Source organism: Edwardsiella anguillarum ET080813 (genome assembly GCF_000264765.2).
Classification (GTDB): Bacteria; Pseudomonadota; Gammaproteobacteria; order Enterobacterales; family Enterobacteriaceae; genus Edwardsiella; species Edwardsiella anguillarum.
The window spans coordinates 225,504-248,410 of the sequence record NZ_CP006664.1; the positions used below are offsets into that span (position 1 = coordinate 225,504).

21 protein-coding genes are annotated in these 22,907 nt (G+C 52.0%); 6 read left to right on the forward strand and 15 right to left on the reverse strand.

From position 1 onward, the window contains the following. Positions 1 to 7: 7 nt before the first annotated feature. The 5 genes from ETEE_RS19620 to ETEE_RS01055 form a co-directional block, all read right to left on the reverse strand. Complete coding sequence (locus tag ETEE_RS19620; RefSeq protein WP_071881865.1) at positions 8 to 739, reverse strand: fimbrial biogenesis chaperone; 732 nt, start codon at positions 737 to 739, stop codon at positions 8 to 10. A 105-nt stretch (positions 740 to 844) separates the two neighbouring features. Beyond that, positions 845 to 3,394, reverse strand: coding sequence for a fimbria/pilus outer membrane usher protein (locus ETEE_RS01040; protein ID WP_370634699.1), 2,550 nt, complete (start codon positions 3,392 to 3,394; stop codon positions 845 to 847). A gap of 110 nt (positions 3,395 to 3,504) precedes the next feature. Next, complete coding sequence (locus ETEE_RS01045; RefSeq protein WP_034162714.1) at positions 3,505 to 4,092, reverse strand: fimbrial protein; 588 nt, start codon at positions 4,090 to 4,092, stop codon at positions 3,505 to 3,507. 69 nt (positions 4,093 to 4,161) lie between these two features. Further along, entirely contained in the window at positions 4,162 to 4,689 is a 528-nt protein-coding gene (locus ETEE_RS01050) for a fimbrial protein (protein ID WP_012849085.1), read from the reverse strand. 624 nt (positions 4,690 to 5,313) lie between these two features. After that, positions 5,314 to 5,616: a hypothetical protein gene (locus ETEE_RS01055; protein WP_034162517.1), complete on the reverse strand. Its 303-nt coding sequence runs from the start codon at positions 5,614 to 5,616 to the stop codon at positions 5,314 to 5,316. Positions 5,617 to 6,845: 1,229 nt separating this feature from the next. Here ETEE_RS01055 and ybjG point away from each other — a divergent pair. From ybjG to ETEE_RS01075, 4 genes are all read left to right on the forward strand, one after another. Then, positions 6,846 to 7,454 carry an undecaprenyl-diphosphate phosphatase gene (gene ybjG / locus ETEE_RS01060; protein WP_034162518.1) on the forward strand — a complete coding sequence of 203 codons (609 nt, stop codon included), beginning with the start codon at positions 6,846 to 6,848 and terminating at the stop codon, positions 7,452 to 7,454. 347 nt (positions 7,455 to 7,801) lie between these two features. After that, positions 7,802 to 8,566: a DNA-binding transcriptional repressor DeoR gene (gene deoR, locus ETEE_RS01065; RefSeq protein WP_012849091.1), complete on the forward strand. Its 765-nt coding sequence runs from the start codon at positions 7,802 to 7,804 to the stop codon at positions 8,564 to 8,566. A gap of 911 nt (positions 8,567 to 9,477) precedes the next feature. Next, positions 9,478 to 10,770 carry an HAAAP family serine/threonine permease gene (locus ETEE_RS01070; RefSeq protein WP_034162519.1) on the forward strand — a complete coding sequence of 431 codons (1,293 nt, stop codon included), beginning with the start codon at positions 9,478 to 9,480 and terminating at the stop codon, positions 10,768 to 10,770. Between the two features lie 99 nt (positions 10,771 to 10,869). Then, positions 10,870 to 12,237, forward strand: coding sequence for an L-serine ammonia-lyase (locus tag ETEE_RS01075; RefSeq protein ID WP_034162520.1), 1,368 nt, complete (start codon positions 10,870 to 10,872; stop codon positions 12,235 to 12,237). 108 nt (positions 12,238 to 12,345) lie between these two features. Here the strand turns inward: ETEE_RS01075 and ETEE_RS01080 are convergent, their stop codons facing one another. Further along, positions 12,346 to 13,545 (reverse strand): serine hydrolase, encoded by a 1,200-nt coding sequence (locus ETEE_RS01080; protein WP_034162521.1) that lies wholly within the window; start codon positions 13,543 to 13,545, stop codon positions 12,346 to 12,348. Positions 13,546 to 13,988: 443 nt separating this feature from the next. Between ETEE_RS01080 and ETEE_RS01090 the strand changes: the two genes are divergently transcribed. Both ETEE_RS01090 and ETEE_RS01095 read left to right on the forward strand, forming a co-directional pair. After that, positions 13,989 to 14,540 (forward strand): kinase inhibitor, encoded by a 552-nt coding sequence (locus tag ETEE_RS01090; RefSeq protein ID WP_034162523.1) that lies wholly within the window; start codon positions 13,989 to 13,991, stop codon positions 14,538 to 14,540. 19 nt (positions 14,541 to 14,559) lie between these two features. After that, entirely contained in the window at positions 14,560 to 15,387 is an 828-nt protein-coding gene (locus ETEE_RS01095) for a helix-turn-helix transcriptional regulator (protein ID WP_034162524.1), read from the forward strand. 10 nt (positions 15,388 to 15,397) lie between these two features. Here ETEE_RS01095 and ETEE_RS01100 read toward each other — a convergent pair whose 3' ends face one another. From ETEE_RS01100 to ETEE_RS01135, 9 genes are all read right to left on the reverse strand, one after another. Next, the gene (locus ETEE_RS01100; protein WP_034162525.1) at positions 15,398 to 16,714 is read right to left on the reverse strand and encodes a PglL family O-oligosaccharyltransferase; all 1,317 of its coding nucleotides are present in this window, start codon (positions 16,712 to 16,714) and stop codon (positions 15,398 to 15,400) included. Next, the gene (locus ETEE_RS21495; protein WP_144418101.1) at positions 16,618 to 17,079 is read right to left on the reverse strand and encodes a hypothetical protein; all 462 of its coding nucleotides are present in this window, start codon (positions 17,077 to 17,079) and stop codon (positions 16,618 to 16,620) included. The genes ETEE_RS01100 and ETEE_RS21495 overlap by 97 nt, the downstream gene beginning before the upstream one ends. Positions 17,080 to 17,223: 144 nt before the next feature. Continuing rightward, the gene (locus tag ETEE_RS01105; RefSeq protein ID WP_225865092.1) at positions 17,224 to 18,069 is read right to left on the reverse strand and encodes a thioredoxin domain-containing protein; all 846 of its coding nucleotides are present in this window, start codon (positions 18,067 to 18,069) and stop codon (positions 17,224 to 17,226) included. Positions 18,070 to 18,217: 148 nt separating this feature from the next. Further along, a complete protein-coding gene (locus ETEE_RS20725) occupies positions 18,218 to 19,177 on the reverse strand; it encodes a fimbrial protein (RefSeq protein ID WP_081854051.1) in 960 nt (319 codons plus the stop codon). Between the two features lie 230 nt (positions 19,178 to 19,407). Next, entirely contained in the window at positions 19,408 to 19,977 is a 570-nt protein-coding gene (locus tag ETEE_RS01115; RefSeq protein WP_225865093.1) for a fimbrial protein, read from the reverse strand. Between the two features lie 11 nt (positions 19,978 to 19,988). Beyond that, positions 19,989 to 20,582, reverse strand: a complete 594-nt coding sequence (locus ETEE_RS01120) for a fimbrial protein (protein ID WP_049703831.1) — start codon at positions 20,580 to 20,582, stop codon at positions 19,989 to 19,991. 89 nt (positions 20,583 to 20,671) lie between these two features. Further along, positions 20,672 to 21,217 (reverse strand): fimbrial protein, encoded by a 546-nt coding sequence (locus ETEE_RS01125; protein ID WP_158407643.1) that lies wholly within the window; start codon positions 21,215 to 21,217, stop codon positions 20,672 to 20,674. 10 nt (positions 21,218 to 21,227) lie between these two features. Continuing rightward, positions 21,228 to 21,839 carry a fimbrial protein gene (locus ETEE_RS01130; protein ID WP_034162529.1) on the reverse strand — a complete coding sequence of 204 codons (612 nt, stop codon included), beginning with the start codon at positions 21,837 to 21,839 and terminating at the stop codon, positions 21,228 to 21,230. 153 nt (positions 21,840 to 21,992) lie between these two features. Beyond that, positions 21,993 to 22,745 (reverse strand): fimbria/pilus periplasmic chaperone, encoded by a 753-nt coding sequence (locus ETEE_RS01135; protein WP_034162530.1) that lies wholly within the window; start codon positions 22,743 to 22,745, stop codon positions 21,993 to 21,995. Positions 22,746 to 22,907: the final 162 nt, after the last annotated feature.

Here is a 22,907-nt window from a genome sequence, read left to right on the forward strand (position 1 = left end):
GCTATGACTATTTCTTCAGCGCACTGCAGCGATCACCCGTACATACAAACTGCAAAACAGGACGACCACCATAATCATTGATATAACTCAAATAAGGAGTTGTATAGCTACCTGACTTTACCGTCCGTGATGATTTTGGTGCCAGCATTACCGCTTCAAAGTCGCCATCCTGCGCCTGTTTTGCATTAGCGCCAAGACCAATAACTGTCACATAATATGGCGATGGATTATCAATAAGGTAACCACCTGAAACCTTATTTAAGACCAGTTGATCCTGCCAGACTGCATTGGGCTGAGTAGCTATCGCCTTAGGCCGATAAAACAGTTTTATTTTAGTCTGTAAGGCTATCTGCAACACATTTGCCTTTTCACTTCTTGGTGGAATCTCGCGCAAGTTAAAGTAGAATAAAGACTCCCGATCCTGCGGTAAACTGCTAATTTCCGCTGTTGATGCTATTCGCACCATACTTTTAGCACCGGGTTCCAAACGCTGTACTGGCGGCGTAACAATAAGCGGTCCTGTCGTGATCTTCTCTTGTTTATCATTCTCCAACCAAGCTTGAGCCAAATATGGCAACTGTTTATTGTCATTAGCAATATTAAGCGTCATCGAGCGTTCACCGCCATTAAAAATGGCTCTGGTTCGATCTAGAGATATTGCAGCCTGTGACAACGGAGAAAAGCTAAGACACGCTATCACCATTACCGTTTTATTCATCGCGCGACTTAATTTAAACATATGTTAATTTGATTCCTATATTTATGGAAACTGGTATCTGCTCTTAAGAAAAATCGAATGCTGTGTGTTTTATTTAAAATGAGGCATGCAGTGAAAAACTGCCTCTTATTTTATTTCTCCCGGCACCCGACAAGGCAATAATAATTGTTGTTCAGACTTAATTTTCTCAGGTACCTGACTAACACAATGAACCTGTTCACCCCATCCAACATTAATTTTCTCTCCAGCGACAACGCCGCTTAGCCATGCCAAGCCGGCATCGCCAACCATGCCAAGTTCACGCCCTTGTGCATTAGTGACACTGGCACCAAAAGGCGGCACCGTATTATCAGCCAAACGCAATACAACAAATAAACGCGCACCTTTTAGCACTTCAAACTTACGATAACCAATTGCCCCCTCAGTCAATACCGACTCAACAACTGAGCGAGTTGCCTCCATATCCTCCGGCAATTTATTTAAGTCAACAGATGTCGTATTTCTGTAATAGCTATTCACATCCGTAACAACCCCAATCCCCCAGCGGTTGGTAAACACGCGTCCGCCGTCTATGGGCACCCCACCAATACCATCGGTATCGACTAATAGTCGGGTGCCACCATTCACGCCCCCGGCATGCAGCGCGATCCCTTTCGTCGTTAATGTCGCACCGCCTGAAGCATTTAACCCAAAGGAAGTATAACCACGCTGTAGCGTTGAGAAATTGGCAGATAAATTAGCCAACGGACTGCTGTGATTATAATAGCCACTGACCTGCCCCTGATTCCCCTGATTATCTCCAGTACTCAAACCGGCACTCACGTTGTAACTGTCCAGTCCCCCATTGAGGGAGTCACTATAACCTGCGGTCTGAGTATATCGGCCAGCACTCATGTTACCACTATAGCTGACAGTACCGTTATTCCATGGAATAGAAAGGCGCATAAAAATAGAATCATTATAAGCATCATTCGCCCCAGGAATATCACTGTTACGAGAGTATCTAGCGCGTGACGCAGAAATACCTGCAGATATATTTTTAATCCCGAAGACATCAAAGTAATTATTCAAAGATACTGAATAGTTATCTGACGAGCGTTGATCCCAATATGTTTGATAACTGTATTGCACCCCAATAGAGGTATTCCAATCATCAAAAGATTTATTCAAAGAAACGGTATACAGCTCCTTCTCTCGACCACGCAAGTTATTTCTATAGCGAGCATCGAGATATTGCTCCATCGTCATATAATTTCGCTCGGAGAATCGATAACCGGCGAAAGTGATATCTGCATTAGCTTCATCAAAGCGTTTAGAGTAACTCAGCCGCCAAGACTTCCCTTGCTTGGTACCAATCCCAGGCAGGTTGGCCACGGATTGAGTAACATCCACCGCGAGAGTACCCAGCTGGTATAAATCGCGACCAGCCCCCAGGGCCAAAGCATTATATTCCCCGGCAGCTACTGCCCCACCATAGAGTGACCAGGTATTATTGATCCCCCATGAAGCCTCTCCTGCCATAAACAGCGGGCCTTCCGTCGTATGATTACCATTGCGAGAACGACCTGAGAATAACTTGTAGCGAATTTGACCTGGACGCGTCAGATAAGGTACAGATGCCGTATCAACCTGAAACGTTTTCTTCTGGCCATTCTGCTCAATAATCTCTACATTTAAACGCCCACGTACAGAGCTGTCTAAGTCCTGGATAGTAAACGGACCCGCAGGAACCGTAGAGTCATATAAAATACGTCCTTGCTGGGATACAACTACCCGGGCATTGGTATCTGCGATGCCCGAGATCTGCGGCGCATATCCACGCAGTTTCGGCGGTAGCATGCGATCATCGCTTTCGAGGCTAGTACCAAGATAGCGCCAGGCGTTGAAGATATCTGAATTGGTATAATTCTCGCCCAATGTCAACTTAGCACGCCAGCGTGGAATCGCCCGATACATATAGAAGCGGTTCCAATCAAACTGGGTATCGCTGCCCTGGCCGCTGCCTGAAATATGATTCACTGCACCCTGATAGTCAGCGCGCATACGCCACGAGGCTAAGTTTGCCCCTATGGTACCGTTATAGTTGACTGACTGGGATTGTCTCCCCTGATGAGGATTATTGGCCGTAGCGCTAATATTGTAATCCAGCAATAAGCCAGGGATTCCGTTATCCCAACGCGATGGCGGCAGCCAGGAGGCATCCGAGTACTCCATCCAAGCCTGTGGCATATTAATCGCCAAAATACCATTGGATAAATCAGGGCGAAGCGTAACGCCTTTTAGCGCAGTTAAATCTGCACACTTTCCATCATCCCAGTAAGTCACTTTCTCCAGAGAAGACGCGGTCAACCCTATCAACGTCACCATCTGTGGTGTCAGGCAGGCCTGCGGTAAAGCTTGTTCGCCATTTCGCGGAGCCGGACCTGTTTGATCCAAAAAAGAGACTGGCAGTGATGAAGGACTAATCGCTTGTCCATTAACCATAACCTGCATCTGGTACTGCCCAGGCATGATGTATCCGGCTTGAGAAAATCTTGAAAAATCAATATTTTTCTTATCTGCTGCATCTAATACATCAGTATTAAAATCCACGGCGTAAGCGCTTCCTGCCCAAAGTGACAGCAAAACGGATACCGCAATTTTACTAATCGTGAACTGCTTATTATTTTTCATCATTCACTCATTACACTGATATTCGGCAGACAAATGGACTCGCTAAATTAAAGCGGATTATGATTTAAATTTAATTTACAAGATAAAATATAATTGTAAAAATCCCCTTATTTTTATTCGTAATCAACCTTAAACCTTAACACAGCATAATAGTCCCCAGCCTGCAATGGCTTTCCATTTCGAACCAGGCGCAATGTATAATCCAAGCTTTGCTCATTTCCATTTAATAACATAGGATGCATCACCTCACCAGATTTAGCCAGATATCCACTACTATCCGCTATCTGTAAATTAATACCCTGCGCCTGACCGATGACAGAAAACTTATCGCGACTCTCACCTTCCCGTCCGCTAAACGTTACCCGAATCCTACTACCGATAAATATGTTACTACCGCTGCCAGCTAGCTCACAGTTGCGTAAGCGCAAACGAAATTTTTTTTCTGGACCGCTAAACGTATCCTGTAGCTCTCGAACAGGCGTATCCCCCATATAGATAGCCTGATACGTATCCTCCATCGCCAGGCTACAGGCAGGAGCAATAACTTGACCCGAGAAGTGGGCTCGTCCATGCCACCATACATCGCGTTCTCCCCAATACTCTGGCAATGACATTCCTGGCGCCGGAAAGACAGCGGATGTACCGGCTTGAGCATTAATACAGCTCAGGATAAAACCTAAGAATACAATCGCTCTTTTCATAATAAATAATGCCATATCTATCGAGGTAGCTATCAGGCAGCGATATCGCCGCCTGATAGCTAAAAAACATTATTGGTAGGTAATATTAAAGTTAGCCACGGATGCAAAGTCACCCTCAGCCAATGTACCACCCGTAGCACTTTTAACCCATGCAGAATAACGCAGAATATTATCGCCAACCTTCAGTTTTTGTGCAGATCCAGCATTACCAAATGAGACTAAGCTGCCATCCTCACTAGAAATAACAATGGCCGTACCCGTTGAGCCCGTCGTTCCTAACTCGGTAGGCGCGCCGGTAATAGTAACGCCAGTAAATGTTACCTTGGCACTACCCGTCTGAGCCAGCGCGGTCGCATCGCAACCAACCAGTTTAATATCAATATTCTTCTTCACGGAAATGCCACCCGCCTCAAGATGGCTCTTCGAGATCTGACCAAAATCAATCGATTGATCGGCAGATTCCGGAGCAATACCACATGGCGCGGTAATTACAGTACCACTAAAATTCACAACCCCTTGCCCACTCGCAGCTTGGCTACCAAACGTTACCAGTGCGATGGTCATAGCTCCAGCTGCTTTAAAAAACAACGTTTTCATTATACTCATTCCTTATATATCAATAGATAATATGTTATTGCGTTAGATTATTGCATAGCACACTCTCAGTCACTCACCGACGCTGACCAATGAGCGCTGATTATTCTTTACAGAACATACAGTTAATAACCACCACAGCGATGATGCCTATACATATGGATCATTGTTTGAATAATGATCAAACAATCATAAAGATTTCTTGTTACATATCTTCGGCTGAACTCAGCATAAACACATTTTTGTTTTGGTAAAAGCTTTTTACTTGATCTTTTTATCTAAAAACGAACCTCACAGCAGAATTATCTGCTGATATATATCAAAAAAACAGGTGAAGCGAGCATTAAGAAAGCAAAGCGCGACATAAAACAAATACTTTTTTATAAAATTAAAAATAAAAAAATTATTTAGCTTTAGATAAATTACATAATACTTTTATAAAAATGTATAAACAGCGACATCATAACTAAAGAAATCACTTCCAATAGATATATACAAGTTCATTGTATAAATATGACGTATGACCTCTGTCCTCTGAGTTCCAATCTCTCTAATTACGATAAAAATATCTCGAGCAGAAAAAATAATATGGCTTCTAAAATACATCTAATGCCGATTAAATATCATTCAAAAGCGCGCTTTACACCGGTAAAAAAACACTCTTAAACCAACGCCAGAAAAGAAATACAACTCAATCGCAATACCATATTTCTGGATGAAACGACTAAAATTTTGGCGAGTGATGCCGATCTTATGACCAGGCATCAGGTGAAGAAGCCTCAGGATGTAGGCATGTTTTACAAAAAAGAGAATAAAAGAAGTAAATTCCTGAAATGTTATTTTTGGATTTTTACCTAAATCAGACATCGCAGCTATGCGGCTGCCGGGGATGCGCTGAAGGTCGATGATCCAGGACGCGCTACTGTGCATCTCTGCGCTGAAGGCGTCATTACCCGGGAGATCCTGTCAGCATAGCGCGCGGATCGCCATCGCCAGGCTGTCTATTAACGATATGGCACCCGACACGCCATAGGGACCAGCCCCCTCCCCCTGCTTAGCCTGACACTGGAGACGATGTAACAATAAACGCGTCAGCGCCTTTCATCGGTAACTCTGTTGCCAGAGCAGGTAAGGCGATCCAGAACACACCGGGCGATGCGTTGCCGGTCAATGTGACATAGGGATACCAGCAGAAGATGACTCCGTTGCCATAGCCAATCCGTGACTCGTCGGAGGGCTTAGCGGCAGAGAACGCCCCCGGGCGAGCTCTGTCCAACCTTGCTCCGTGCCACCGAGATGACCGCGACGCTCCCACGGTTAATCCGTGACGCCATGGCGACACTCTCGCTTATCAACGCGGTCGATTGGCGCCGCGATCCGCTCACCTTGCCGGACTCTTTAATGGCATCCCCTGCCTTATGCCTGCCAGCGCCGATGATCCCCCCATTTATACTCTGGGCAGCCGGGGGAAAACGTCGATGATTTTGGTTCTGGTTTCGCCACCTACGCCCGTGATGCAGAGCGTTGCTGTCGACGCTCCGACGCCGGCATCACTTGTCGAGATTGCCGCGCCTGTCTTTTTTTACCATTCTCCTGACGTGAATAGGTTAAATCGAGACGACGTCATCGCGCAGCGGCCCATGACTGCGCTCGCATTATCGACATCGGCAGCCGTCTCATCCTCCCCACGGGAAAACGTCGATGAACGGGCTCTTTTCAGCCTGACATGTCAGGGGGCGGCGCGCTGCCGGACTGAATATGATTGACTCCGAGCATCCCGGCGCTGACGCGTCGCGACATCGTCTGGCGCATGAATAATGTCGCGCTGCCGCACATCGGTTCTGTGGCCTCTATGGTCAATGAAGCGTCACGATGCGCAGCCCGCTGCGATAAATCACCGACTCGTCGCCTTTTCAACCGATGCTCCCACAACAATTATTTTAACGACCGATACGAGACGGAAAGATCGATATGCACGGCAGAGAGCATAAGGTTCCCTTAAGCCTTGCAGGCTAGGCTATCGAGTTAAACCCGGCGACAACCGCGACACACTCGCATTGGCGCAAACGAACGCTTCCTTCTATAGTCTGGCGTTCGCCTGTTGCTGGCGAGAGCGGGCGTCATGCCCTTCTGTTCCGTTGTTAATTGAGCCTGTGTTAATGGAAGAGTTTAACCACACCCTGTTTCTGTGGATCAACGCCACACCGCACTCCTCCGGCGCGCTGATTGCGCTGGCCCGTTTTATCGCGCGGGATCTGATCCTGCTGATCCCGCTGACGATCATCGGCGGCTGGCTCTGGGGACCCGCCGGGCAGATCGCCGCACGACGCCGCCTGATCAGCCAAGCGACGCTGGCGCTGATCGTAACGCTGCTGCTGGCCCAAATCATCGGCGGGATCCTGCCCCATCCCCGCCCATTCAGCATAGGGCTCGGTCACCAGTTCCTGCCCCATGCGCCTGATAACTCGTATCCCAGCGATCACGGCTGCGCCATCTTCAGCTTTGCGCTGGCGTTTCTTTTCTGGTCACCGCGCAGGGGATTCGGCTGCGCGCTGATGCTCTGTGGCCTCGCGATCGCCTGGTCTCGCATCTACCTCGGCGTACACTGGCCGCTGGATATGATCGGAGCCTTTTTGGTCGCGCTAGCCAGCTGTGGACTGGTTCAAATGCTGTGGCCACGCTACGGTGATACGCTGTACGGCGCGCTGCTGCGCCTGTACCGACAGATCTTCGGCTACGCCATCCGGCGCGGCTGGGTTCAACCCTGAATAACGCCGCGGCGCCTCCCGCATGCGCTGACTCGATACCGGGCGCGCATGCCATCGCGGCGTTGGCGCCGCCCTCTCTCGCCCTAACCGTCTATGCCGTCAGCCTGTGACGGATAAAAATGTCACGTAATCATCAAAATTCGGCGTATCATGTAGAGGAATTAACACTGTCTGCGTCTGTCGCCACCGTGCTGTTCGGACGTAGCAAAATGCCTGATCCCTCCACCAAGGCGTCTATCGATATCAGGCATCGCCAGGGTGGCCGGTATGCCTTGTGCTGCATATTCCTGCGGCCCGCACGATGACCCGCCGCACGCCATTCACGGAATCATTTAACGAGAGAGATTATGGAAGCCCGGCGTTACGATCGTATCAACCGCCTGTCCCAGGCACTGAAACGCACCGATAAGCTGCACCTGAAAGATGCGGCCGAATTACTTAATGTCTCTGAAATGACGGTACGCCGCGATCTGGCGGCCCAGAACAGCGACGTGGTGTTGCTGGGTGGCTACGTCGTGCTCGATCCCAAGATCCATCAGAGCGTTCGCTATTTTGTCAGCGATCAGCAGGAGCGACGGGTCAAAGAGAAGCGCCACATCGGCGCCCTGGCCGCCCAGCAGGTACAGGAGGATGACGTGGTGTTTTTTGACTGCGGCACCACGGTTCCCTTTATTATTGATGCGATTGATGAGCAGCGGCACTTTACCGGCGTCTGCTATTCACTCAATACCTTTATGGCCCTTCAGAGCAAGCCCCACTGCAGGGTGATCCTGTGCGGCGGCCTGTTTAACCCGGACAGCGCTATTTTTGCCACCAGCGATGGCGTCAGCGAGCTGGACAACCTGTGTCCAACGCTGGCCTTTATCTCTGCGGCTGGCATCTCCGTACAGCAGGGGGCCACCTGTTACAACCTGGACGAAATCGCGATGAAGCGCAAAGCGATGATGCGGGCAAACCGCACGCTGCTGATCGCCGACGCCAGCAAGTTTGGCGAAGTCCGCAGCGCCTGGATCGCGCCGCTGGAGAACTTCAGCGCGCTGATCGCCGATCAGGCGCCGCGCGGTGAGCTGAAAACGTACCTTAACGCCCATAAGGTTCAGTTGCTGTACTGAGGTCTCTTTCGCCGCCGTACGCGGCGGCGTCTCCCTCCGTCGGCGCGGTGTCGGCGGAGCTGGCCGTCCACACCTGCCGGCGTAGGGATTACTCCCCTTCCATCCCCCACCTCATCCGCCGCCGCCTCTCCCCCATCATGGCTATCGCGGTTAAATAATCGCCACCGCTGTGTGAAATATCGCCTTAGCATTTCTATTTTAAAAATGTGAACTGCTTTCCAGACAGCAATTTAAATCATCATACATAATATTAAATAATCCATGTTCGGTTTTTCCTATTATTCCTTTATTTGGATCAACGATAACGGTTGCTCTATTTTCAGTCACCTAGGTTAATAATTCACCGGGATTTAAATAAATTGACCATCAAAGAACAAATCTTTTAAAAACAAAGAATTAAAAACATAAATAGAGCGTACCCTATAAGAGTTATTTCACCTGAACGCGATTGAGTTGAGGACGACGTCATAAAATCAGTTATGACATAATATATACAAATATTTACTTATTACACTCCAGGTGTTAAAAAGCACAGTTTCGTTTGTTAAGTTTATGTTTTTCTTTTGACCAAAAATTCGGCAAATGACGGTAAAAAATAAATGAATATTGTATTTGAGAGCCTGATCACGGACGTTTAAACTGTAAAAATATATCTTTGCGCCCGAAAAATGCTGTAGCACACCAACAAGAAAAGTTGTTTTGTGAACGGATTCAATCGGTTCGCTGTTTAAATCAAACAGCGACCGGTTACTGTTTGTACTCTTTTTCGCGCAGCAACTTTATTTAACGGATTAAACTTTTTTCGTTTTTTTCATTAGGAATTATTAACTCACTCAGTTCCCTGATTGAGTGTCTGTCGGCCCGTGGGCGGGCAGACCGATCAGAACAAATGTGTTCAATTTGGAGACCCTATGGACACCACTCAGACTGGTACTATTGCTTCTACCTCCGGTTCCAAGAGTGCCTGGCGTAAGTCAGATACTATGTGGATGTTGGGCCTGTACGGTACGGCTATCGGCGCGGGCGTTCTGTTCCTGCCGATCAACGCCGGCGTCGGCGGTCTGATTCCGCTGATCATCATGGCGATCCTGGCGTTCCCCATGACCTTCTTTGCACACCGCGGTCTGACCCGTTTCGTGCTGTCCGGCAAAAACCCGGGCGAAGACATCACTGAAGTGGTTGAAGAACACTTCGGCATTGGCGCAGGTAAGCTGATCACGCTGCTGTACTTCTTCGCCATCTACCCGATCTGCCTGGTATACAGTGTGGCGATCACCAATACCGTGGAAAGCTTCATCACTCACCAGCTGGGGATGACTGCACCGCCGCGTATCATCCTGTCCCTGGTGCTGATCCTGGGCCTGATGACCATCGTTCGCTTCGGTGAGCACCTGATCGTGAAGGTGATGAGCATCCTGGTATACCCGTTCGTTGCAGTGCTGATGATGCTGGCCCTGTACCTGATCCCGAACTGGAACGCCGCTATCTTTGACAGCGCCGCCATCGCCAGCTCTGCCTCCGGCAGCGGCCTATGGATGACCCTGTGGCTGGCTATCCCGGTAATGGTCTTCTCTTTCAACCACTCACCGATCATCTCTGCCTTTGCCGTGGCCAAGCGTGAAGAGTACGGCGATGAGCTGGCTGAGAAGAAGTGCTCCCAGATCCTCAGCTACGCTCACATCATGATGGTGCTGACCGTCATGTTCTTCGTGTTCAGCTGCGTGCTGAGCCTGTCTCCAGCCGACCTGGCGGAAGCCAAAGCGCAGAACATCTCTATTCTGTCTTACCTGGCCAACCACTTTAATACGCCGGTTATCGCCTTCGCTGCGCCGATCATTGCGTTCGTTGCCATCACCAAATCTTTCCTGGGCCACTACCTGGGCGCCCGTGAAGGCTTCAACGGTCTGGTGATCAAGTCACTGCGTGGCCGCGGTAAGAGCATCGAAATTGGCAAGCTGAACAAAATCACCGCGCTGTTCATGCTGATCACCACCTGGATCGTCGCCACCCTGAACCCGTCAATCCTGGGTATGATCGAAACCCTGGGTGGCCCGGTTATCGCCATGATCCTGTTCCTGATGCCGATGTATGCCATCAACAAGGTACCGGCCATGCGTAAGTACAGCGGCCATATCAGCAACGTGTTCGTTGTTATCATGGGCCTGATTGCCATCTCTGCAATCCTGTATACCCTGTTCGGTTAATAAAAGTAACAGCCCGGCCGGTGCGGTTTCCGCATCGGTCGTTTTTTTTATCCTGGCAACAGATTGAATTTCCAGCCTTGATAAATCATTGGAGGCGATATGATTAGCGTTTTTGACATTTATAAGATCGGCATTGGCCCATCCAGCTCCCATACCGTAGGGCCGATGAAGGCCGGTAAACAATTTTGTGATGACCTTATCGAAAAAGGTCTGCTGAACGACGTCACCCGCGTCGTTGTTGACGTTTATGGCTCCCTGTCCCTCACCGGCAAGGGCCACCACACCGATCTGGCCATCATCATGGGGCTGGCCGGTAACCTACCGGACAGCGTCGATATCGACAGCATCCCCGGCTTCATCAAAGACGTCGAGACCCGCGGTCGCCTGCTGATGGCCAACGGGCAGCATGAGGTGGCGTTCCCGCTGGAAACCAGCATGAACTTCCACGAGGACAACCTGTCTCTGCATGAAAACGGCATGCGCATCACCGCGCTGGCCGGAGATAAGGTGCTCTACAGCAAGACCTACTACTCTATCGGCGGCGGCTTTATCGTTGACGAAGAGCACTTTGGCCAGCAGAGCAGCCAGCAGGCTGCCGTCCCGTATCCCTATAGCAGCGCCGCCGATCTGCAGCGTCACAGCAAAGAGTCCGGGCTCTCCCTGTCCGGCCTGGTGATGCAAAATGAGCTGGCCCTGCACAGCAAGGATGAGATCGCGGCCCACTTCTCCCGGGTTTGGGACGTGATGCGTACCGGCATCGAGCGCGGCATCAACACCGAGGGCGTTCTGCCCGGGCCGCTGCGCGTACCGCGTCGCGCCTCTGCCCTACGCCGTATGCTGGTCACCAATGACAAGACCAGCGTCGATCCGATGGCCGTTGTCGACTGGATCAACATGTTCGCCTTCGCAGTGAACGAAGAAAACGCCGCCGGCGGCCGCGTCGTTACCGCACCGACCAACGGCGCCTGCGGGATCATCCCCGCCGTTCTGGCCTACTACGATAAGTTTATTCGTGAGGTGAACGCCAACTCGTATACCCGCTACTTCCTGGCTTCCGGCGTCATCGGTACGCTGTATAAGATGAACGCCTCCATCTCCGGCGCCGAGGTAGGCTGTCAGGGTGAGGTCGGCGTCGCCTGTTCTATGGCCGCGGCCGGTCTAGCCGAGCTGTTGGGCGGCAGCCCGGCCCAGGTCTGCATGGCGGCCGAGATCGCCATGGAGCATAACCTGGGGCTCACCTGCGATCCGGTCGCCGGTCAGGTTCAGGTACCCTGCATCGAGCGTAACGCCATCGCCGCCGTCAAAGCGGTGAACGCGGCGCGTATGGCGCTGCGCCGCACCAGCGATCCGCGCGTCTGCCTGGATAAGGTTATCGAAACCATGTACGAAACCGGCAAGGACATGAACGCCAAGTACCGTGAGACCTCTCGCGGCGGTCTGGCGCTGAAAGTGCTCTCCTGCGGTTAAGTCGGCCTCTGCCGCGATCTCCCCTTCGATGGAGGGGGAAGGTTGATAAATGAAATGCCCGGCGCTGCCGGGCATTTTTTTATGCGACGAGCGGTGCGCCCGGCGGACTTAGCCGAACCAGCCACCGAACAGGCCGTGCAGCTTCAGCATAATAAAGTCGATGATGCGGCCGAAGAAGCCGGCCTCCGGTACATCCTCCAGCACCACCAGCGGGCGCTGCTCAATGGTTTTGCCGTTAAGCTGAAAATCGATGGTGCCCACCGCCTGCCCCTTCTTCAGCGGCGCCTCCAGCGGCGACTGCGTCAGCGTATAGCTGGCTTTCAGATCCTTCATCTGCCCACGTGGAATGGTGACCGCGGCGCTCTTGTCCACGCCCAGCGGCACCTCGCTGCGCTCGCCGTACCACACTTTCTGGGTGGTAAAGGGCTGACCTACCTTGATCGGGGTGACGGTTTCATAGAAGCGAAATCCCCAGGTCAGCAGCTTTTTGCTTTCGTCAAAGCGCACCCGGTCGGTTGGCGCCCCCAACACCACTGAAATCAATCGCATGGGGCCATCCGTAGCCGATGCGACCAGGTTATGTCCGGCGCCGCCGGTAAATCCCGTCTTCACCCCGTCCACGTTCAGACTGCTGTCCCACAGCAGACGGTTGCGGTTGATTTGGCGGATCTTATTAAAGGTAAACTCCTTCTCTTTATTCAGCTGATACTCATCCGGCACATCGGCGATCAGGCGCTGGCTGATCAGCGCCATATCCCGCGCCGAACTGTACTGTCCCTCGGAATCCAGGCCGTGGACGGTGCGGAAATGGGTATTCTTCAGCCCCCAGGCGCCAACGTACTGGTTCATCAGGTTGACAAACGCATCTTGGCTGCCAGCCACGTGATCTGCCAGCGCGATGCTGGCGTCATTGCCGGACTGAATCACCACCCCGCGGTTCAGCTCCGCAACCGGAACCCGATCGCCAGGCTTGAGAAACATCAGCGAGGATCCACGCAGCAGCGGGTTCCCCGTCGCCCAGGCATCCTTCCCGACCACCACCATATCGCCGGGCGCGATCTTGCCGCTCTTCAACGCCTGGCCGATAACATAGCTCGCCATGATTTTGGTCAGGCTGGCGGGATCCAGACGCTCGTCGGCGTTGCCCTCCGCCAGCACCCGGCCGCTATCATAGTCCAGCAGAATATAGGCCTTGGCATTGATCTGCGGCGGCGCCGGATCGGCGGCCAACAGCGGTAAGGCAACCAGAGACAGGCTCGCACCCAGCGTTAGCCTGCGGATAAAAACGGTAAGCGCACGATTCTTCATGATAAGACCAGTGTATCCATTCATATGATCAAACAATATGCCATTGCCCGGGGCAACGCACCTGACGCGATCCGACATGCTGGCCATCGGCAGGGCAGCGGACTCCACCGTCACCGTTACCGCGACGCCTAAGCACGCCGAGAAGTAATTCATTAATTTTATGACATTCCTCGGGATTATTAGCGTAATTCCAGGGATTTTTTCAGCATAACGACACTTCTTGACGCGTGATTGTGGCCGGGGACACACTTTTCCGCCGCCGCCGTGCCCCCTTCCCCGCCGTCCACTCCGCCATCCACTCCGCCATGCTGTGCCGTAACGTCCATTATCAGCCCCAGAAAAGCGGTCAACTGAGCGATTCGGCATAATTGTAGAGCGTTTCGGCACAGCATCTCCGCGCCAACTCCAGTAGCCTGTACCCATCATCACACAGGAGAAATATCATGAGTAAAACCACCTTTTCGCTGGCGGCCCTGGCGCTGCTCTCTTTACCGGTACACGCCCAAGACTTCACCCTGAGCAGCCCAGATATGCAGCCAGGCCAACAGATGAGCAATCAGCAGGTGTTCGCCGGCTTCGGCTGCGAAGGCGGCAACCGCTCCCCGGCGCTGAACTGGTCCGGCGCCCCGGAAGGGACCAAGAGCTTCGCCATCACCGCCTATGATCCCGACGCGCCGACCGGCAGCGGCTGGTGGCACTGGACAATGGTCAATATCCCGGCCAACGTCCATCAGCTGGCGGCCGGGGCCGGAGCACAGGACAGTACCACCCTGCCCGCCGGTGCGGTTCAGGGGCGCAACGACTTTGGCTATGCCGGTTTCGGTGGGGTATGCCCGCCCGCGGGAGACAAACCGCATCGCTACCAGTTTACCGTCTGGGCGCTGAAGACCGACAAGCTGCCGATCGATAATGCTTCCAGCGGCGCCCTGGTTGGCTTTATGCTGAATGCCAACAAACTGGCCACCGCTCAGCTGGTGCCGGTATACGGTCACTGAGTTTTGGAGACAGCAGCAGATGCACGATCCCGCCCCCCCCACGCCGACGGTGCAGCAGATCAGCACACGCCAGAACCACCAGCTGCGGCGGGTCACCCTGTTCAGCCCGGCGCTGTGCCGGGTTCGCCAGGGTAGCAAGACCATCCAATGGGGTGAGCGCTGTGAGGTGGCGGGGGGCGACTCGCTGGTGCTGTTCCCCGGCGGCAGTGAGGTGAGCATGGCCAATCAGACCGGCGCGGGCTACTATCGCGCCGAGATGCTCTATCTACCCGCGGCGCTGCTGCGTCAGTTTCGAAAACACTATCCACAGGCGGCGCCCTCCGACGGGGGGGCCGCCTCGCTGGCGCTGCCCATGACGCCGACGCTGACGCTGCTGTGGGACGCCGTGATGGATGCGCTGCGGGCGCCGCTGGCGCCGCCGCTGCTTAACCATCTGGCCGAAAGCCTGCTGCTGGCGCTGCAGCCCAGCGGCCATACCGCGCTGCTGCTGAACGAACGTCACGATCGTCTCACGGAGCAAATCCAACAGCTGCTGCTGTTGGATCCCGCCTATGCCTGGCAGGCGACCGACGTCGCCCAGCGCCTGCATATGGCCGAGTCCACCCTGCGCCGCCGCCTGAGCGCCGAAGGAAAAAGCTTTCGCGATATTCTGGACGATGTGCGCCTTGGTCAGGCGCTGCTGGCGCTGCAGTCGGGGAATGCCCCCATCGGCGATATCGCCAGCCAGAGCGGCTATGCCAGCCCATCGCGCTTTACCGCCCGCTTTGTCCGCCGCTACGGCCTTACCCCCAGCGCCCTGCGCCAGGCCATGCGCCAGCCGCCCGACGCCCCTCACGCCGGCGGCTAACAGCGGGATATTACGGTTGGGGCGGTGGGAAGATTTGGCGATACGTCTGCCGCAACGCCGTCGATAAGGCCGTCTCTCCCAGGGCGTCGGCGATAGCGATCCGGGTACGATAAACATTCTTATCGTTCGCGACGAGGCAATACTCGGCCGCCCAGCGCTCATACTGCTCTAAGAGACGCCTGTCGCGGCTGTAGTTGAATTGCAATAGCAGCGCCGTGTGGCGATCGTATTGATAGTTTTGCCATTGGGCCTCAGGCATGACGATCTGCTGCAGCAGCGCTGGCTCCCGCAGCCCACCGTGCTCGAAACGGGTTAAGCACCGTTGAGCCTGAAACGCCCCCAGCATAAACACGATGGTCGCGACGCAGCCCAGCGCGAAGCTAGCGCGCCACGGTATGCGAGTGGTCAACTCGTGACGCCGCCGTGGCGGAATCAATGCCAACAGTACCAGCAAAACCAGGTAATGAGGCACCGAGAGATAGAGCGGATACTCCGTCATCAGGTGCAACGCAATGGGTAGCGCCATCCACAGACAAGGCCAGGCGGCGCGGGGACTCTCCCACGCTGCGCGGACGATCCCGCCCAGCAGCAGTAGCGTGCCGACAATGGCACAGATACCGCCCTCCACCCACCAAAACAGCGCCTCGTTGTGTGGATGATCGATACGCCAGATGAGATGCTGCGGAGAGGGTAGATCGCGTTGGGTTACTAAGCTATAGGCGAAGTTTCCATAGCCCCACCCCTGCCACGGGTGATGCAACAGCATCGCCACACTGGTCCGCAGCAACAGCCAACGCGCCTGCGTCGAAGACGCCTTATCAATCACCACCTGGGTATAAGGCAGCCACCCTCGCGCAATCGCCAGCAATAGTATCCCGCCGACCAGACTCCCCAATAGCATGATCCCCAGGTAGAAACCCAGGTGAGGACGCCGGCGATACATCACCCCACCCCACAGCGCCACCATCCCCCCTGCCAACCACCCGATGCGGGATCCCAGTAACACCAGCACCGCAGGAAAGATCAGGAGTGCCACGCCCAGTCCCCATTGCGCTAGACGCTGGCGCCGGTAAAGCGCCAGATGCAAGGCGACAGCCAGTCCAATTGCTAAGAAGCTCGCCAATACATTGGGCTGCTGGAATATCCCATAGGCTCGCGTATGGGGAACAAAGTCCATCCAATTGTTTTTATTTGCAAAAAACAACTGCCAGAGGGCGATCAGCGCCTCTATCAATGCACTAGAAACCAGTGCGAAGAACAACCAATGCCGTTGACGGACACGGATCTCCGCCTGCTGCAGCAGCCAATAGAAGGCAATCCCCCCCATAGCCCGGCGATCCGTAACCAGGCATTTTGTTGCGCCGGGAGAGGTGACCAGAGCAGCGGTAACGTCAACAAAATGGCCCCCGCCAATAACCAAGGCAGGGCGGCCACCCGTATCACCCGCTTTTCACGCCGCAATAGCAGGATCATCAACCCGGCCAACGCCATGCTAATCCAAGCTAATATATTGAATGGTAGGCTAAGCCCCATGCCGCCACTGTTCGGCCAATAGAGATGCATCACCAACAGCAGATAGCACAGCAGGATCAGGCTACAGCCCGTCGCCGCGCCAAAGCGGCTACGCCGGCCGTTCTCGCTTTCTCCCTTTTTCTTCTGCTCAGGCCCATGCCAGCCACCTTCCCTTGTCATACTGTCAGTTTCTCCCGACATAACGACGCACACACTGGCCGAACGCTATGGTTATAGGTTCATGGCGCACTAAAAAATGATGAAGATGAATACAGCATTAATCTGTATGAATTAGGAGGCGCAGGACGCCCATATACGGCAAGGCTACTTGGCTTTTCCGCCGGCCAGTTCGATGGCCGCCTGGAGCTGGCTAGCACTCACGGCTCCTGGCAACACCAGGGTATTGTCTACATTCGCTCCCTCCTGCGGCATCACCACGAAGGCCGGCGTCCCGCTCAGCCCCAACGCTTGTCCCAATTGTATATTGGCCGCGATCTGCGCCAGGTAAGTATCAGGCGTGCGGTGCCCCTGCGCATCAAGGACAATCCCCTGCACCGCCAGCAGCTGATCAATATCCGCCGTCGCTAGGTTCCCCTCGTTTTTCCCGGTCGCAAACAGGCCATTATGATAGGCACGATATCCCTCGGCACCTTTACTGGCCCACACAGCCTGCCCCGCCGCCGCCGCCGCCTGTGAGGCTGGCCAACGCGAGGCAAAGATGGGAAATGCCTTAAAAATAAAGCGTACGCTGGGATTGGCGGTGACCACATCATCAACCAGCGGAGCCATCTTGGCGCAGTAGATACACTGGTAATCGAAGAACTCAATCACCGCCACCTTCGCCGTTTGCGGCCCCAGCGCCGGGGTATCCGCATTGCGTAGCAACGCCTTCTGATGCCCTAACGCCGCCTGTACCATGACGCGTCGCTGCGCCTGGCGGCGCTCATCCTGTAGCCGTTGGTTGGCGGCCAGCAAAACCTGTGGGTGGCTGGCGACATACTCCCCGGCAATCTTGCCGATGGCCGCGACCTGCTCTGGGGTAAAGTCGTCAGTTTTGCTCTTCGCCGCCAACGCTGGATGTCCCCCCAAGAAACACATCGCCATCACGGCCGCGAACGAGACGAATCCGGTGCCACGGAGGGGGCCACCATATACATTACAATTACTCATGCATTAGATCCTAAAAACGAATCATACTATAGCTTAATAAGCCTGCCCCAAAAGAGAGTGAGACAGCATATTGACCAATTCAGTGATCTATCTTGAATAGATTCATCTGTAATGAATTCTAAAAACCCTTTAATGTAAATAAAATATATTATGGCAAATTAATTACCAACGCCATTGAAGCCGTATACCCCCCAGTCGCGATCGACTCAGCCGACGTCGCTGGATTACGGTTAAGTGTAAAACCAAGATTAGAGGTCGCCGAACCGGTCACATTCATCTGGAAGGTAGTCCCATTTTTTAATGGAACACCATCAGCCGTAACCGTAACGCCTAAATCCTTATTAGATGTTAATAGCTGAGTATCAGACCACGATGTTGGCATATTTATTATAGTCTTTACGCTCAGAGGCATTGGATCCGTTGAGTCACAGGTAACGGTTAAGGGAACAATTTTTTGTGCACCACCGCTAGTCTGGATATCACTCCGTTCAATCTGCCCCAAGTCCACATTCATCGGGTTAGCCGAGGTTACAGAGCAGGTAGGACTCGGTGGCGTTGGTGGAATTATCTTCCCACTATGGCAATACCCGGAGAGTCCACTCGGCGATGAGGAATCGTTGTAATCACCACGAAGAACAACACCACCATCTGTTTCAAAAACAGCACACCACAACTCTCCCTCTTGCTTAGAGACAGTTGGAGTTGGCAGCTCCATAGGCGCGCCATCCTTAAGATCCTTAACATCAACATATGCGCCATAGTGATGCCAATATCCTTGACTATCCGTTGCAGAACAGCGGCCGTCGCCAAGAGTACCCAATGGCGCATCGGGACAACGGTGCAACCCATCGCCTGGCCCCGTCACTACCGACAGCCTAATTTTTGTGACTGTATCTGGAATATATCCAACCTGATAGCCATCAATGGTTTTAAATGTCGTTGGGCTGTTAAGATAATATGCTTTTTTTGTTTTATCTACTGAGAAACTAAAAATAGATCCATTTACTGAGGTTATGCTCTTAGGTACCAATACCTTCTTGGCATTGCTGATAGCATAGTTGGATACTATACACAACCATACACCGATCCCCCACAATATCACTTTCATTTATGCTCTCCCCAAGCTTAAGGGCTAATAGATAACCTCACTCACCCTATCGGATTATTGGCAAATCTGTCATTACCCACATACGCCCATCATTGATGGTAGAAGGGTAAAGATTATCACCTGGCTATCATAGTGCTAAATTTTGTTAGCAAGTCTATCCGTTACATCAACCGCCAATAGCACACGAAGGAAGCGTCTTGATAACGAAATGGGCCATATAGGGATATCAACTATAAATACTCAAGAGTAAAAGTGGCCACCGCCGTAAAATTACCAAGAATAATACTATGTTTGAGTAATGCCGTGGGCTCACCCTGTACATATCCTTTAAATGTCAATATGTTATCACCGCTCATAAGCGTATAGGATGGTGTTGATTTGTTTAATGGTAAGGCCGAGCCATCAGACTTCTCCATACCGATAGCAATACCGCTGGCAGGTCCGCTGCTCAATGCTAATAGTGTTGGCAATTCCTTATTGGGCATACCGCCGAAGGTGACACGTACCGATTGCCCCAATGTAACATCACAATCTAATAGCCGAATATTGAATACCTTGCTCGCGGTACGCATATTAGTATATAAATACTTATCTACCACCGTACCAAAGTCTAATGTAATATCTGTGGTGTCAGGATCGAGAGTACAAGGTTCAGTGACTAGAATACCGTCGAAATTAAGGTTATTGTCACCGGTGGCCCAAACCACTTGCCCGATCGACAGCAACACAATTAGTACAATGCTCTTCATGCCGCCATGTAGTATCCATGATGGATAGGAGACGATAGCCGGATAGCGCATTATTTGCCTCTCTATTCAAATACAACCAATAAAGTCGCAGTGGCCGAAAATGCCCCCCCGGACAAGATCACACCCGGTTGCTTAACGGGAACAGCCTGCAACACCGGATTATGTACTTGCTCATAGCGTAATCCTTTATTGATCTCCATCGGGTGACCATCCTGAATTATATGTATCCCCAACCCCGCCACCGATGTATTCAGCGCCGCGGGATCATAACCTGTAACAGAACCGTTGACAAACATCAACATCGGCTGGCCTCGGTTTTCATCTTCATTATATTGATCATCACACGTCACTGTATACGGAATGGTCTGGATATAGTTGACACCATCAACTTTATTCACCCCGACATTTCCAAAATGAATATTTATCGGTTCGTCATTATTAATATGGCAAGGCTTACGCAGCAAGGTACCCGTAAAGGTGATAGAGACCTTATCACCTGTAATATCAGCCTGTGAAGATGAAATTGCCGCAAAAAAAATCAGTAAAAACATTAAGAACATCGATAGATAGCGTACGCTCTTAGCTATATTTTTTTTCCATTGGAAGACGCTATCATACGATACAGAGATTATATGTTGCCAATTGTCATTTATCATAGTTATTCTCAATGATAATCTACGCTAAAAAATTACTGATATCATAACCTTCTACCCACGAGTTACCTCTCGACTTCACCATGGATATTTCAAACATAATCTACAGTCAATGTTATCGATGCCGTAAACTTCTGCCCATTATAAAACGTCACATTTGCGCCTTTCATCACCAGAGCTTCAATCTTCGGAGGCCGGTTAGGATCAATCGCTATCCAACTGCCCGGACTTAACGTAGTGCCATCCAGCATGATCTTAATTCCTAAGCCACGCACATTTGTTGCCAACGCGGTGTCATCGAAAGAAGCACGGGTACCGACAAAGCGCATTTCAACTAATCTGCCATCAGGTTTTTGCTCTCCTTTACAAGTCAATGTATAGGGTACCTCTTTGCGATAGCCTCCTGCGGCTAGATCTGAAACATATACATCACCAAAATCTACGACAATCGGGTCATCACTACCAAACGAACAATGGGCATTGGCTGTAACCGTACCATTAATATTGATAGCAATATTAGTAGGATTACTCGCTAGCGAGTACAGCGGGAACATTGCTAACGCGATACCAGCGCATACCGCCAGCACCCAGCCCATCCCCCACCCATGCCCAACCGCCGCCATAGCCTGTTTAACCATCGTCCCGTTCTTAATCATAATTCAGCCCAAAGTTCACCACGGAGCGCCAAGCGCCTGTGACCAATGGCGCAGAGGTCCGCTCTGGCATGATGTAGTAGGTCAATTGGCTATTGTTTGGCATTAAATACTGCGGCGTACCGCGATCTCCCAGGCGGACATCGCGCCGATTACTATCCTGGAGACGTAATGCCAGCCCCGATGTTCCCTGAACTTGTAACAAGTCAGGATTATCGGCATCCGCTGCACCTTTAAAGGTTACCGAGACGACCGGTTGTAGGCGATCGCTAGTACGGTTACCACTGCGCAGATCATCTTGATGTCCTCCGCTATGCAAGCAATCGCGTAGCGAGAGCTGCACCGCCACAGGGGCCCCTTGGTTACCGGGATAATGCAGCTGCCCGGCCGGCACCGTCCCCAGAGAAATTTGCTGATAGGCCGACTGCATATCCAAACGGCAAGCGCCCTCCGTCAGCACGCCGCTGACATGCAACATCCCATGCGAGCCATCGACATTCCAATTATCCGACGTTTTATCTAACATTGCCGATAGAGCACTCAGTGACACGAATAACAAACTACCCAGTAATACACCTTGGCAATAACGTTGAACGCCCTGAGCCATCATATTCTCCTACCCTTTGACGTATTATCCTGAGAATCATGCATTGCTTCTCTCGCCACTCTCGTCATCACATTCCACTGCCCGTTACCGGGTACATTCGCCATAATGTCTGTTATGTCGTATGTGACCCACCATGCTTTCACTCGCCACGATTCAGCCAGGGTGATTGGCCTTCACCGTGCAACTGCTACCGGCGCACTGGAATTCCAACTTCGGACGCCCGCCAAAATCGTTGATATACGTCAGCACCGGTGAACTGCCCAATGCGGCAGCGCTGCCCGGGATACTGGCACTACCTTTGGGATCGATCATGAAGGGGGAGAACCCGTTGACATCCTTACCCTTCAGACTGCTGGATGCCCCCGCGATCGTCACATAGTATGGTGTCGGGTTATTGATCTGGTACTTATCTGCCATACGAGTCAACGTTACCTTCATCTGCCATGGATTGGCATAGGAGTCCGCTGTCGCCATCAATGCTTTCGGACGATAAAACAGCTTAATTCTTGTCTGTAGTGCAACTTGTAACGTATTCGGTTTATTACTCTTCGGCGGAATCTCTCGCAGGTTAAAATAATATAACGATTCGCGATCCTGTGGTAATTGCCCTATTGCAGGTATCGCCTGAATTTTTACCTGACTCTTCGCTCCCGGCTCTACACGTTGCAATGGTGGCAACACGATCAATGGTGATTCAATCTTCTTTCCATTAATATCTTCAATCCAGCCTTGAGCCAAATAAGGCAGTTCTTTGTTCTCATTGCTTATATTTAGACTCACAGAGCGATTGGCTCCATCAAAAATAACCCGAGTGCGATCCAGTGCTATCGCAGCCATTGCCTGCTGAGCTCCCACAGCAGCGCCAATCACGACGGCCAGTGCCGCCAGAAAAATATTTTTCTTCATACCTTCTCACTATCTCATCAATAATCGTAAAGATTGCTATGTCGCGTAATCTCGATGGTCTATTCCTGCAACACAGAAAAGCTTATCTATCACTGCTCACTGTCTACTATCATCGCAAGAACCCCTGTCCCCAACCGTGGCAAAACATCGCAATATGGTTAT